Source organism: Bradyrhizobium sp. P5_C12, assembly GCF_054049735.1.
This window is the reverse complement of the sequence record NZ_JBFULU010000004.1, coordinates 110,017-123,881: the sequence shown is the minus strand read 5'-3', so window position 1 is coordinate 123,881 and position 13,865 is coordinate 110,017. Positions and strand designations below refer to the sequence as shown.

The window sequence follows — 13,865 nt, the reverse complement described above, 5'->3', positions numbered from 1 at the left end:
CTACGATCCCTCCTGCGAGGCCTCGAGACGCTTGCGGATGACGAGGAAATGCGCCGGCTGCCCCCAAGTGTTGATGAAGGCCGGATCGGACTGCGTGAGGGCCGTGAGCGTCGCCACGTCCCGCTGCCCGATCGCGCTGAAAATGCGATGGAAGCTGTCGAGTGTCGCGGTGATGGCTTCGATGTCGGCAGCCTCGTCGGCGAGAATCTCCGTCGCGCCGATCGTTTCGCGCAATGCCGCGAGGCTGGCGATCACCCGGGGCAGGCTGTCGCCGAAGGGGGCGTCGACCAGTCGGTCGACATCGAGAACCAGTGCTTCGATCGAGGCCGAGATTGCGTCCACCGCCTCGGCGTTGCCGACCAGATAAAGCTTTCGCCCGCCGAGGAAGCTGAGGCGGCTGCGGCCGAGATGGCGCGTGGCGCGGCGCAGCTTCTCCTCACCGGGCAGCACCTTCTTGTGCCAGTAGACGTCCAGGCTGTCGCGGTAGGACGGCCACGCCGAATGGACGTCGAAGCCCAGCCCATCCGCCGCGCGACACAGGGCCGCCGCGTCGAGGAAGTAGGGGTGCCGGACGAAGGGATTTTCGAGCACGTCCATCAGCCAGGATTCGAAGCTGCGGGTGTGCGGAATGCTGTTCCACTTTGCATCAAACAGCAGCTTCGCCGTTTCGAGCGCCGGACGGCCGGTCAACGCCTTGCCGGCGGCATGGATCGCCTTGAGTGCGAGCTCGAAGAAGCCACCATAGCGCTCGTAATAGGAAACGACGGCGTAGCCGTCGGGATTGAGCAGCCGGTGGAAAATGCCGAGCCACGTCTCAGTCGGCTGTACCGTATAGATGAATCCTTCGGCATCGATGATGTCGAAACGGCGATCGCTGCGAAATCCTTCGACATCGGACAGCGCGAGTGCGCGGAGACGCTCCGTCAGGCCGAAATGCGCGAAATAGGCTTGAATCTTCGGATGCGCATGCCGGTTCGGTTCCGCGAGTGTCATGTTCGCGCCCCAGCCGGCAAACGCCAGGGCGTTCTCGCCGGAATCAGGACCGAATTCGAGGACCTCGGCGTCGCGGAACAGGCGCGGGGGCAGCACCAGCTTGTCCGAAAACAGCTCGCGCCGCTGGCTGGCATAGGCCGCGAGTTCAGCGGCCGACTTGAAATTTCCGAACGTCGGCAGCACGTCCTGACGTTCGTAGTAGTTGAAGAGCTTGTCCTCAGCCATGCCGCGACCCTGCGACCGCCTCGAGACCGTCGAGCTCGCTCCAGATATCGGACGGCGCGAAGATCGAAACGATGTGCAGAGGGCGCTTCAGGTTCTCACGCAGCCGGCTGCTGACCTTCGCCTCGTTTTCCTGGTTCACGGCCAGGAGACAAACGAGCGGCTCAGCGTTGCCGGCGAGCTCGTCCGGGGAACGGATCGGAATGCCGGTACCGGGCAGGAACAATCCCTGGCGCTCCTTCTGGTCGTCGACCGAGAGATCGACGAGGTCCGCCAGCTCATGCGCATTGGTGAAGGTGCAGGCGCGGCAGCCCGCGCCATAGATCGCGATCTCGGTGCCATTAGCACGAGCCTTGGCGAGGATCGGGCGCAGGCGCTCGCCATACTCCCGCGCGCGCTGACCGAATCTCTCGCCGACGCCGGCCGGCGCGGGCGGCACCGTCACCGGGCCTGCGGCACGGCGGGCGGCGATCGCGAGACTGCCGCCGCTGAAATTGTATTTCTTCACGGACACCGCCTCGAAGCCGTGGCGCGCGAGCAGCGCGACCAGAGTCGGCTCGGTGAAGTAGCTGACGTGCTCCTCCCAGAGCACCGAGAGATCGCCTGCCGTCGAACCGGGTGCGAAATCGGGCACGTCGATGAACAGCAGCCCGTCCTCCTTCAGCGCGATCTTCACGCAGGCGAAGAAGTTCTCAAAATCGACGATGTGCTCGAGCACCTGGCGCGATATCACGAGGTCGAACTTGCCGGACTGAGCGACCGCGTCGTGGGCCATCTCCGGACTGAGCATGTCGGCATAGACCTTGATGCCGCGCTCGCGGGCGATCTTGCCCGACACCGGATTGGGCTCGACGCCGACCATGATCTTGGTGCCGCGCTCGCGCAGCCTGTCCATGAACAGGCCGTCGTTGCATCCGATCTCGAACACGGATTGGTGGCTCGAGAATTTCGCGATGGTATCGAGTTCGTCCGGCTGGTGGGGCTCCGGCTTCCAGCTGCTGAAATTGTAGTTGAACTGGCGATACAGGATGTCGGGGTCGATCGGCTTGACGATCTGAGGCAGACCGCAATCGCCGCAGGCGAGCACCTCGAACGGATACCGTTCCTCCTGCTCGTTCCGGCTGTGCCGAAGCCGATGCGCAATCGGCATTTGTCCGAGGTCGATGACCGGTCGCAGGTTGGTCGAATGGCAGAGGCGGCAATGGTCGGTCACGGGCTATTTCTCTTTGCAGGAACAGTTTTGAATCGGCGTCCCGAGCCATTACGGCCCGCAGCTGGTAGCCATTCTACGGCTATATAGGGCCCCCGCGTGCACCTCAATTAATAAGTTAGGTTGCACACTGTCCGCGAGCACCTTGTCCGACAGTCGGACTGGCGAAAACAGTGCCGGTTCGGGGGGCGTGACCATCTCGCGAGGGTCTGGCCGCCGCGAGGGTTCCCGGCCGCCCCTTCGGGCGCTCCCGGGGAGGCGACCGCTATTAACGCCGCCTCGCGTAGAGGGTCAGGTTGCCCTTCGTCTGAACCGGCACAAAGTCCTTCTTGATGCGCTCCACGACCTCGCGGACACGTGGCGATTCGGGCCGGGTCTCGACGATGTTGTCGTAGAACAGCCGGTCCGCGTCGTCCATCGAGGGGCCGATGAAATGCTCGTCGAAGGAGGCGAGCAGCGGCATGAAATAAGCTTTGGGCGCCCGGTGAGCCTGGGCCAGGTAAGCCCAATCCATGAAGGCAATGACGAGGACGCGTTCGCCGGGCTTCGAGCTCTCCTGGATGAACTTGGTTTCCGTCTCCGTGATCCGGCCAAAGTCCTCCTGCCACGTACCGGGAGAGGGGGACGCAAACGGCCATCTCAGGAGGCTTGGATAGTTTGCGTACGATCGCAGGCCATAGGGGTGCGGGTTGAGTCTATCCTGCACAAGCAGCAGGGCAACGAGCGTCGCGGCGGCCGCCACGGCGCCGACGGCTCTCCTGAACGCCGGTTGCCAACTCTTGGAGAACTGATGAGCCCACCAGGCCGCGACGATAGCCAGCGGCAAGGCATTCTGGTGCCAGACCGCGTCAAGCGTTCTGTTGACCCATTTGATCATCAGCGCGATGCCGATCATCGACAGCGCCAACAGGACTCCGGTTACGAACCGGTCGCGCGGAGGATCGGACGCCCGCGACAGTCTGATCGAAGCCCAGCCGACCGTGATGCATCCGACGATCTGGAGCGGCAGATTGTAGAGCATGCTCCACCTCAGCCACCATTTGATCGGCGAGCTTCCCCATCCCGTACCGTAGAGCACGAGCGGGCGGAAGCATTCGATCAGGAACGTCAGGGACAGGGCCCTTGATCCGAACAGCAGCAGGCACAGCAACATTGCGGCGGCAATCGAGGTGACCACGAATATGAGCGCGTTGCGATAGCCTGGAAAACCTCCGGCGATCGCGGCGACAAAGGTGCCTGTCACAAAGAAGAAAAGTCCGATCTCCGTCTGCCAGAGCAGGGAGACCGCGCACATGATCGCCGATGCGATCAGCCATCCGGGGCGCCTGGGGTCGGCGCAGTGCAGGCCGATGGCGAGTGCGAAGACGATCAGCAGGGGAAAACGGGTGGGATAGGCGGACGGCGAGTAGAAGTGATTGGTGGTGGAGAAAGCCAGCACGGCCAGCGCCGTGACGATGCCGATCGCTGCGAGTCTCGACCTGATCAGATACGTCAGAAGAAAATAGGCCTGCACATATACGGCAAGTGTGATCGCGATGTTCAGTCCGACCACTCGCATGGCCGCCGACTTCCAGCCATCTCCCATGATGAAATGAAAGAACCAGCCGAGTGCCGGGCCATAATGTGAATGGTAGTCCAGTCCCGGAACCAGGCCGGGCGCATAGTCGTAGAGCGCCGGCCCGATGAAGTAGCTGACCTTATGCGCCTCGTCGCGCACGACCGAGGTCACGCGCTCGAGGTCCGACGGTATCAACAACAGGGCAAGGAATGCGACCGCAAGCAGATCGGGCAGCCCCACGCGGAAGGGAGTACCAGTCGGAGAGCTCTCCTTCAGAAAAAACGCATCTGCCCGCCGATTCGCTATGACCATTGCGGCCGCGATCGCCAGAAGGACGGCCGCGACTATGAAGCTGCCCCGATCGTTCGCGTAGTAAAGCGCAACGTAGACCAAGCATGCCGTGATCGTGCTCAGCGTCAGCGAGCCCGACGATCGATGCGCAGCATACAAGGCGGCCGCGGCCGCGATCGGCCCGGACAGGAAGAAGGCCCCGTAGAACGCCTTCTTGCAGACGTCGCAGTTCTTCTGGGCTGCGGACAGATCAAATCCGTCGTCGAAATTCCACTGGAAGGCCGGAAGGTAGTCCTTCAACAGCAGTAACGCCACGTAGGCTGCGGCACATCCAACGAGAGCGGCCACAACCGCCCGGGCAGCAGTCGAGAAGTCCTTTGTGTATTGCACTAGATCGTCTCGGCGCGCGCAAGGATCGAAGGAGAGTGGACAGTCATGCCGAAGACGGCAACCAGGCCGAGAATTTCGATCCTCTTCGAAATCACGCCCAGGCCCCGATTGCCCTCGGGGCAATGGATATCGCTCTTACCATCGCAGGATTCACCGGGCAATCCCACGGACCAACTGGCTGAAGCCGGATACCACGGCCAAGATGGCAAATAGCAGCGCGTTGAAACGCCTCTCATTGGCATGCGAAGACCCGGTCGAGTATCGCCGGGTCCGCTCGCCTTCCGCCAGGAGGTGAACGGTGTTTCATCACCTCAAACGGTTCCGTCCCGTAGGCCTGCTGGTAAATCTCTTTCGATTTCGTCCGTAAGGCCGAAATGCCGGTCACAACCTCCGGACTCAGTGTTTGGTCGTCGTCCTTCCACGTCACGATCCAATAGTCCGGTGTCTCGCTATGAGCACCGAACCGCTTTTCCAGTTCGGTTTTTTGAAACAGGTCCGAAAAGCCGTTGAGCCAGAAATCGCAATTCTGCTTCTGGACATAAAAGAGCTTTACGCCGAGCGACCGAAGAGCGGCTTCCGCCGTATCGGCGCTCCCCAGCGCGATTTCCTTGAAGTTGCGTGCAACGTCGCTCTCATAGGTATGGATGATCTTGCCGCGCGTGAGCAGAGGCGAGAAATAGCAGGGCACCATCGCGCGGTAACCGTTCAGGGCGAGGATGCGATCGAATCCCGTTGATCGCTGCAGTTCGAGGCAGCGTTGCCAGGTCGGGGTCACATGGGGCATTTGTTCGAGTGAGCGTCCGGCGACAAAAGCCAGGGCCTCGTTGTGCTTGAGGCTCCTCAACGGAAACCAACTGGTCGTCCATGCGCAGGCGATGAGAAGTGCCAAAAGCGCCGCATTGGGAGCGAAGCGCCCGGCGAACCACGCCGGCGCCCACCGCCGCACCAGGACCACCCCCCAGCAAGCGATTGCGACAGCTGTCAGCGGGAATAGCGCGTTGACGTGAATGGATAGTCTGATCAGGCTCGGAATATTCAGCGTCATGTCCAGAAGCCGGACGCTGGCGACGTAGGCGATAACGATGAAAAGTCCCGCGGGACTGGGCAATGGCTGCGACTGCGAGACGTCGGAGCGATCGGGAAACAGTTTTGAGTCCGCGAAGGCGACTGCACATGCCGTTATCGCGATAAGAAACGCGACCGCCACAACGGACCTTACCTGTTTGAAGAAAGCGAACAGTCCCGCCTTGCTGAGAAAGTCGGTGACCTCCAGCGACTGTGCCATCACGAAGTAATCAAGAATGTCGAGGCTGCCGAATCTGGAGAAACGTTCGACCGACACGACATGCCGGAAAAGCGAGTATGGATTGGTCGCGGGGATTCCGAGATAGAAATAATTGACGGAGAAAGCGAGGACGCATCCCGCGACTGCCCCTAATCCCAGCAATGTACTGGTGATGATGCCCGATCGGTCCCGCTGAAATGCCTTGGTGAGCACGCCCAGCGACGAGATCAGAAAGACAAACGCTGCGTAAAGCGGATATGAGGCGGCGACGGCGAGGGCGCAGATTCCGGCGGCAAACTTGTCCCGGCTCTGGGAAGAGCGAATGACGACCAGCAAAAGATAAACGAAGAACGCGGCCGTCTGAAGGTGATATTTGCCGAACTCCATGACGTGGAGGCCGGGTTCGACGCTTGGCACCGTTCTGGGCCAGGCAAGGCCGAGGATGGCCAACCCGAGTGCGATCGGTATGGCTGCGTGCTCCCAGGAGCGTCCAAGGGCCTTCAACGGCAGAATAATGCGGGCGAGTTCAAAAACGACCGCGCCGATTGCAACGAAGTAGAGAAACGAAATGATCTGAGCGACATGGGGCGGCAGAAACGTCGCCAGCAGCAGGTGCAGCCCGTTCCCGTGGCCGATCTCGAAGTCCGAAAAGATGGGATTGTCAGCCGCGAGCCAGATGCTGTGATTTCTCGCGACTTCGGCAAGATAGGGTGCGTAGAGCTGCGGAACGTCGCTTGAGACGACGTCAGGCATCACGGCGCGATCAAAGAAAACCGTCAGCAGAAGTGAAAGACCGAGCAGCGACATCGCGACCATCGAGAAGCTCGCCGCGCGCTTGTGCGGCATCTTGAAGTTGCGGATGTCCCAGACGAGAACTGCGAGCGCAAGCCCGAGCACGATTTGCGGATAAAGGATCGAAAGGGCGCCGAACCCAAATCCCATCAACATGAGCGCCGCGGCGCCAACAAAGAATTCGTCGACGCGCTGAGTGGGTTCACGCTTGATGAGCGAGAACGTCAGGCGTCCGGTCGCCATGACAAGCCAGCCGAGATAGGGCGTCAGGACGATCCAGGCCACGACATAAAATCGCGTTGTCCAGCCCCCATCGAATATCAATGCTCGGTAAGTGCCGGGTCGGTTCAGGCACCAGATCGAAAGCGCGGCCGGCGCGCAGACGAGGACGCGCCACCACAACGCCTCGACAACAGCGTGTAGGGATTTCATCCGTGTCATGGCTGATCTGTCATCGCTAAATCGGCGCGGTGTCGACCCGTTCGGCAATGGCCCGCGCTTTGTCCGGGCTGAAGTTGGCGCGCTCCGGTGCGACCAGCCATACCAGGCCGCCGAACAGTCCGACGATCAGGGCACCAAGACCCAGCAAAACCGATATCGCGAGCGCCTTGTCGGATGCGATCCCGCCGAGGCCGAGCGCGGCAACCATCGCACCTTCCCGCACGCCCCACCCTCCGATCGAGATGGGGACCGCGGACGACAGGATGACAAGTGGAACCAGAACGAATGCGTCTAGCGCCGAGAGTTTCGCTTCCATTCCGATCGCGAGGACATAGCAGGCCGCGACGGTGATCAGATGGATGATGACGGCGGACGCGATCAACATTCCGCGGCCTTCAGCCGCGAGCAACGGGGCCCTGACGAGCATCGCGAATTGAAAGACCCTGCCCGGCAGGGCCGCGATCGCGCGGGGCGACCACCGATCCAGCGTGACCAGGGCGATTGTGCCGAAGCACCCGGCTGCAATGACGCCTATGATGGCGAAAAGGAGCGAGCTCTCGCCGACGCGCGCGAGCAGGAACGGCATTCCTGCCAGTATCACGAGACCGAGACCCAGCAGCCCGACGAAGCGATCGGCCACGATGCTGCTGAGAGTTTGCGACCATTGCACGCCATGCCGCCGCAACATCCAGATGCGAACCGCGTCACCGCCCGCGGGCAGCACTTGATTGAAAAAGGTGCTGACAATGAGAATGCGCCACCCCGCCAACCAAGCCAGGGACACGCTCATGGCGCGGAGGATCAGGATCCAGCGGTGACAGAGCACGAAGGTCTGGGCGAACAACAGCAACACTGCAAGCGCCAGCATCTCCAATTTGACGGCGAGAAGATCGGCCTTCAGGGACGACAGGTCCTGGCCACGCAACAGCAATACGAGGATCCCGATCGAGACAGCGAACTTGACCAGGGTAACCAGTGCTTTGGCAGACTGCTTCATCGGCTAATTTCGTCCTCGAGCAGTCACGGCGGGATAGTCGAGCAGCGATGTCGGTCGAAGTCTATTGTCTCGCCACATGCTCCGCGGCGAGCGCACCAGTCCTTGTGACGTAGTTCTGGACCGCGGCAACGTCGCTGCCGTCGGGCGCCCAGTCCGGAAATGAGGTGCGGGAGGGATCGAACGGGCCGGCGGTGGTTTCGTGAAACACCAGCCATTCCGAGGTGATCAGGATCGAGTGGAACACCTGCTCGGGCATCCGGTAGTAGCAGCGCTTGCCCTGGCCGTAAGGCGCCATTTCGAGCACGTCGCGAATCCGGCCGTCATCCTCGAAGATCACCACCTGCGCGGTGCCCTCGATGACGTGGAACGACTCCGGCTTGCCGAAATGCTTGTGGGGCCGCACGTAGGCTTCGCGATGATGCACGATCAGCATCTCGTGCAGGCCGGACGAGGGATCAGGATGCGTGCACAGCCGGCTGCGCAGGCGTGGGTTGCCGACGGCGATGCGTTTCAGTTCCGCGATCGTGGCGTCGTCCGCTGTGACGATGGCATCGTCCGAATAATAGACTTCGGGATTTTGTGCCCGCAGCGACGTTGGGCGCCGCCGGTCGCCTGCGTCATTCGAAGAAGATGAAGCCATGGTCGCCCCGGTAGCCGCATTTGTCGTAGATCCACGCCCATGTTTCCGGGCCGTGGAAGCTCAGGCAGGTGAGCTGCCAGTAGAGGAGATTCGCCTTCTCGCGTTCGTTGCGGAACGATTCCACCATCAAATATTTCGAGGTGCCACGCCCGACGCGCTCGATCTCCGAAACCGCGCGGAAGACGTCCTCGAGCGGAAGATTGTGCAACACGCCGAGCGACACCACGAGGTCGAAGCTGTGGTCGGGGTAGGGAAGCTCGGTGGCGCTGCCGACCTTCAGCTGCGGCCGCACCTCGTCCTTGGCGTTGGCGATGCCATATTCGGAGATGTCGATGCCGGCGATCGTGAGGCCGGGCACGAGCTGGGCGAATTCGTAGAGCAGATAGCCCTTGCCGCAGCCGACGTCGAGCACGCTCRTCCCGGGCTTGATGCCGTAGCGGTCGATCAGGGTCTGGGCGAGCGGGCGCCAGCGTCCGTCATAGCGATAGCCGCCATAGCCGTAGCGCCTGTCCCCGTCCCAATAATCGTGTCCCCATTGGCGAGCGACGGCGGCGGATTCCGCCTTGTCATGCTCGACCACGCGCTGAACGTAGTTCCGCTTGGTCGATGCGTGCATCGGCTGGAGCAGGTTGATCTCGGTCATGGTCCCCAACCGGTCCGCGGCATCGTCACAGGATGGTCGCGTATTTATTGACGAGCAGGATGTCCTCGACCGCCTGGATGCCCTCGCGCGAGGACAGCGTGATCTCCTCGACGGCCGCGTGCAGATCGCAGCCCTCGCGCAGCACGCGGTCGTAGATCTCCCGCCGCCGCGCCTCGTCGGGCGGCAGCATGAAGATGCTGTAGAGGATCAGGCCATTCAGCCGCGGCAGCTCGTCCAGGATGTCCTCGAGCACCATGTAGCTGCCGGGCATGATGTGCTCGACGGCGCTGAGCAGATATTGCAGGTTCTTGCGCCGCGCGTAGTCGCGGATCACGATGTTCTGGACGTGCTGCGGGGTCCGGCTGCCGTTCAGCGGCCGCGCGCCGATATAGCCGCGATGGCCGGCTCGCTCAGCCATGGAAGCCTCCCGGCAGCTTGTATTGCATGCCGACGCGCGTCGCCGGACGCAGCAGGATCGGTTCGAAGAATTCGCCGAAGCGCTTGTCCGCGTAAGGCGACATGATGCTCTTGAAGCGGCAGTTCATGCTCCAGCGCGTGCCGGGCTCCTCGTTGACGCGATTGCCGTGCATCAGGGTCTGGTTGAACAGCATCACGTGACCGTAGGGAATCTCGATGAAGGTCGCGTGCGGCTTGATCGTCTTGTACAGCTCCTCGGCGCTGCGCAGGCTGGCCATCCGGTCCTGCATGTCGCCGTTCAAGGACGGCGGCAGCAGATACATCGCCTTGGTGCGATGGACGTCCACCAGCGGTACCCACACCACGACCTCGAACGGGGAGTCGCCCGACCAGACGTCGGAATGGGTGGCGAGCAGCGAGGAATCGTCACCGGGCATCTGGATGCTGAGATTGACGCGGCGCTGCATGCAGAGCTCGTTGCCGACGATGGTCTCGATCGTCGAGCGCGCCAGGCGGAAATAGGTCGGACGAAACCAGGGCTCGGCGTTGAGGCCGTTGAAGACGTGCAGCCGCAGGCCGTTGAGATCGTCGACGCTCACGCGCGTATGGACGCTGTCGAGCATCGCATAGGGATCGTTGCTGTGCGGCAGCTTCAGATAGTCGGCCGCAAGTTCTGCGGCGCGCCGCTGGATTCGGTCGAGCCCTGCGCGGTCATCGGCCGGCGTCGTGACGAAGCCGTTATCGATGAAGCGCTGCGCCAGCGCCTGCTCGTCGGCCTGGAGGAAGTCCGTATCCATCATGCAAAATACTCCCGGGCGGTCGCGCAAATATAGCTGATATCGGCGGCCGAGAGGAACTGGTTGATCGGGAGCGTGAGGATCTGATCCGCCTGCCGCTCGGTCACCGGAAACGCGCCGCGTCCGTGACCCAGATGCGCCGCTGCCGGCTGCAGGTGGATCGGAATCGGATAGTGGATCGCGGTCTCGATCCCCTTGTCGGCAAGATATTTCTGGAAGTCGTTGCGGCGGTCGGTTTGCACGACGAAGGTGTGGAAGGTATTGAACTCGATATTGCGGCAGGGCGGAACGAACAGGGGGAGCCCCGCAAGCTCGGCGCGGTATTGCGCGGCGTTGCGCCGCCGGCGCTCGATCACCGAGGGCAGGTTGCGCAGGCGGATGCGAAGCAGTTCGGCCTGCAGCGTGTCGAGGCGTGAAACCATGCCCCATTCCTGGACGTCGCTGCGGTTGATCAGGCCGTGATTTCGCAGGCGACGGATTCTTGCGGCGAGTTCGCCGTCGGCCGTGACGATGAAGCCCGCATCGCCCGCGGCATTGAGATTCTTCAGCGGGTGAGCGGAGAAGCAGCCGAACGTTCCGATGGTCCCGCTCATCCGTCCGTCGTAGGTCGAGCCCACCGCCTGCGCGCTGTCCTCGATCACCGCAAGACCATGCTTTGCGGCGATCGCCATCAACGGGTTCATGTCGGCCATGCGTCCGGTCAAGTGCACCGGCATGATCGCCTTCGTCCGCGGGGTGACGGCGGCCTCGACGGCGGCCGGATCGATGTTCTGGTCCGGCAGCACGTCCGCAAAAATCGGCGTGGCGCCGACGGCGACGACCGCCGCCGTCGATGCCACGAATGAATTCGGCGGGGTGATGACCTCGTCGCCGGGGCCGATGTTGAGCGCCCTCATGGCGAGGATCAGCGCATCGGTGCCGGAATTCAGCGTCACGACGTGCGGTGAGCCGAGATAGGCGGACAATTCCTCTTCAAGCTTTGCGACCGCCGCCCCGCCGATGAAGTCGCCGCGCTGGAACACGCCCTCGACTGCCTGCATGATGTCGCCGCGCTCTTCCTCGAATTGCGCGGGAAGATTGACGTAACCGATGCGCCGGCGACCGGTGTCAGCGTCCATGGCAAAACTTCCGAACGGTCTCGATGACGCGGTCCTGCTGGGCGCGCGCCAGATGCTGATCCACGGGGAAGCTGATGACTTCCTTGGCATGGCGGTCGGTGACCGGGAAGGTTCCCGGGGCGTAACCGAGGTGCTTGAGGCCTTCCTGCTGATACAGCGGGATCGGATAGTGAATCTTCGCCTCGATGCCGTTGTCCAGGCAGTATTGGTAGAGCTCGTCGCGGCGTTCGGCGAACACCATGTAGAGGTGATAGACGTGCTTCACGTTGGGCCGGCGCGGCGGAACGCGCAGGCCGGGCAGGCCGGCAAGGCCTGCGTCGTAATAGGCCGCATTCTCGATTCGGCGCCGCGTGATCTCGCTGGTCTGGCCGATCAGCCAGTTGCCGACCACCGCCTGGAGCGAATCGAGTCGCGAGTTGCAGCCGAGGATCGCGATCTCGTCGCGGTTCTTCATGCCGTGATTGCGGATCAGGCGGAGCTTCTCGTTCATGCCGTCGTCATTGGTGACGACGACGCCGGCGTCGCCCCAGACGTTCAGGTTCTTGAGCGGATGCAGCGAGAAGCCGGCGGCGATGCCATGGGTGCCGGAGCGCTTGCCGGCGAACTCCGACAGGATGCCCTGGCAGGCATCCTCGACGACGGGAATGTTGTGGCGCTGGGCGATCGCCATCAGCTTGCCCATGTCGGTGACTTCGCCGGTCAGCTGAACCGGCATGATCGCCTTCGTCTTCTTCGTGATCGCGGCCTCGACCTGGTCGACGTTCATGCAGAACGAATCGTCGCAGTCGACCAGCACCGGCGTTGCGCCGGTCTCGGCGATGGCGCCGACGGTGGCGATGAAGGTGTTGGCGGCGGTGATGACTTCGTCGCCATGGCCGATGCCGAGTGCCTTGAGCGGCAGCTTGAGCGCGTCTGTGCCCGATCCCACGCCGATCGCGTGACGCACGCCGATCAGCTCGGCAAAGCGCCGCTCAAATTCGGCAACGGGCTTGCCAAGGGTGAAGTCGCCGGTTGCCACCAGGCGGCCGATCTCGGCCAGGATCGGGGCAGGGTCGGAGAATTGCTCGAGCAGATAGGAATATCGAACGTCGTACATGTGACCCGTCAGGTGGAATGAAGTTGAGGGGAGGAGGTGTGGGAGGCGGCGAGCGCGTGCTCGATCGAGCTCGCAATGGCGTTCGGCGCAAGTCCGTGCTTCTTGAGCAGCGAATCCTGCGAGCCGTAATTGTGCATGAAGCGGTCCGGCAACGACAACCGCAGCATCGCGGGCAGGCCTGATCCGAGCTTGTCGATCAACGCCTCCGCGACCGCGCTGCCGAGCCCACCCGAGGGCACGTGCTCTTCCAGCGTCACCAGCAGCCGGGTCCCGCGGGCTGCTTGCAGCAGGGCCTCGGTGTCGAGCGGCTTCACCGTATGCATGTGCAGGATGCCGGCGCGAATGCCTTGCGCCGCCAGCAGGTCGGCCGCAGCGAGTGCGCGCTGAAGCATGATGCCGGTGGTGACAATCACGACGTCGCCGGGCGGCCGCATGAGGATGGCCTTGCCGATCTCAAAGCCGTGCTCGGCCTTGGAAACGACCGCGTCGCCACCCTTGCCCAGCCGGACGTAGATCGGTCCCTTCCAGTCCAGCGTCTGCTCCATCATGCGCGCCGCCTCGTCGGCATCGCACGGGCAGATCACCGTCATGTTCGGCAGCGCCCGCATGATCGCGATGTCCTCGATCGCCTGGTGGGTGGGGCCGAGCGGCGCATAGACGAGGCCGCCGCCATTGGCGATCAGCCGCACCGGCAGATTGTGCAGGCAAAGGTCGACGGCGACCTGCTCGTAGCAGCGGCGCGTCAGGAATGTCGCGATGGTGTTGACGTAGGGCACGAAGCCTTCCATCGCCAGACCAGCCGACATGCCGATGATGTGCGCTTCCGAAATGCCCTCGATCAGATGGCGCTTCGGAAACTCCTTGCTCATCGCGCGCAAGGTGCCCGCGCCGGGATCGGAGCCGATGTAAAGCACACGCTCGTCGCGCGCGGCGAGCTTGTGGACCATGTTCATGGCGGTGTTGCGCATGGGGAGC

At 62.7% G+C, this 13,865-nt stretch carries 12 protein-coding genes; all 12 read right to left on the bottom strand.

Going from position 1 to position 13,865, the window contains the following annotated elements:
• Positions 1-1,218 (bottom strand): class I SAM-dependent methyltransferase, encoded by a 1,218-nt coding sequence (locus ACXJMY_RS04975; RefSeq protein ID WP_456618195.1) that lies wholly within the window; start codon positions 1,216-1,218, stop codon positions 1-3.
• Positions 1,211-2,428, bottom strand: a complete 1,218-nt coding sequence (locus ACXJMY_RS04970; RefSeq protein ID WP_456618194.1) for a class I SAM-dependent methyltransferase — start codon at positions 2,426-2,428, stop codon at positions 1,211-1,213. The genes ACXJMY_RS04975 and ACXJMY_RS04970 overlap by 8 nt, the downstream gene beginning before the upstream one ends.
• 265 nt (positions 2,429-2,693) lie before the next feature.
• On the bottom strand, positions 2,694-4,574 hold the full coding sequence (locus ACXJMY_RS04965) for a hypothetical protein (RefSeq protein WP_456618193.1): 1,881 nt from the start codon (positions 4,572-4,574) through the stop codon (positions 2,694-2,696).
• 322 nt (positions 4,575-4,896) lie between these two features.
• A complete protein-coding gene (locus ACXJMY_RS04960; protein WP_456618192.1) occupies positions 4,897-7,182 on the bottom strand; it encodes a hypothetical protein in 2,286 nt (761 codons plus the stop codon).
• 16 nt (positions 7,183-7,198) lie between these two features.
• Positions 7,199-8,179, bottom strand: coding sequence for a lysylphosphatidylglycerol synthase transmembrane domain-containing protein (locus ACXJMY_RS04955; RefSeq protein WP_456618191.1), 981 nt, complete (start codon positions 8,177-8,179; stop codon positions 7,199-7,201).
• Between the two features lie 61 nt (positions 8,180-8,240).
• Complete coding sequence (locus ACXJMY_RS04950; RefSeq protein WP_456618190.1) at positions 8,241-8,819, bottom strand: WbuC family cupin fold metalloprotein; 579 nt, start codon at positions 8,817-8,819, stop codon at positions 8,241-8,243.
• Positions 8,797-9,462 (bottom strand): class I SAM-dependent methyltransferase, encoded by a 666-nt coding sequence (locus ACXJMY_RS04945; protein ID WP_456618189.1) that lies wholly within the window; start codon positions 9,460-9,462, stop codon positions 8,797-8,799. The genes ACXJMY_RS04950 and ACXJMY_RS04945 overlap by 23 nt, the downstream gene beginning before the upstream one ends.
• Positions 9,463-9,487: 25 nt before the next feature.
• On the bottom strand, positions 9,488-9,880 hold the full coding sequence (locus ACXJMY_RS04940) for an LIC12192 family sporadic carbohydrate cluster protein (RefSeq protein ID WP_456618188.1): 393 nt from the start codon (positions 9,878-9,880) through the stop codon (positions 9,488-9,490).
• Positions 9,873-10,679 (bottom strand): sporadic carbohydrate cluster 2OG-Fe(II) oxygenase, encoded by an 807-nt coding sequence (locus tag ACXJMY_RS04935; protein ID WP_456618187.1) that lies wholly within the window; start codon positions 10,677-10,679, stop codon positions 9,873-9,875. The genes ACXJMY_RS04940 and ACXJMY_RS04935 overlap by 8 nt, the downstream gene beginning before the upstream one ends.
• Positions 10,676-11,794, bottom strand: a complete 1,119-nt coding sequence (locus ACXJMY_RS04930; protein ID WP_456618186.1) for a DegT/DnrJ/EryC1/StrS family aminotransferase — start codon at positions 11,792-11,794, stop codon at positions 10,676-10,678. Before ACXJMY_RS04930 ends, ACXJMY_RS04935 begins: the two co-directional genes overlap by 4 nt.
• Entirely contained in the window at positions 11,784-12,890 is a 1,107-nt protein-coding gene (locus tag ACXJMY_RS04925; RefSeq protein ID WP_456618185.1) for a DegT/DnrJ/EryC1/StrS family aminotransferase, read from the bottom strand. The genes ACXJMY_RS04930 and ACXJMY_RS04925 overlap by 11 nt, the downstream gene beginning before the upstream one ends.
• Before the next feature lie 8 nt (positions 12,891-12,898).
• Positions 12,899-13,858 (bottom strand): transketolase family protein, encoded by a 960-nt coding sequence (locus ACXJMY_RS04920; RefSeq protein WP_456618184.1) that lies wholly within the window; start codon positions 13,856-13,858, stop codon positions 12,899-12,901.
• Positions 13,859-13,865 lie beyond the last annotated feature (7 nt).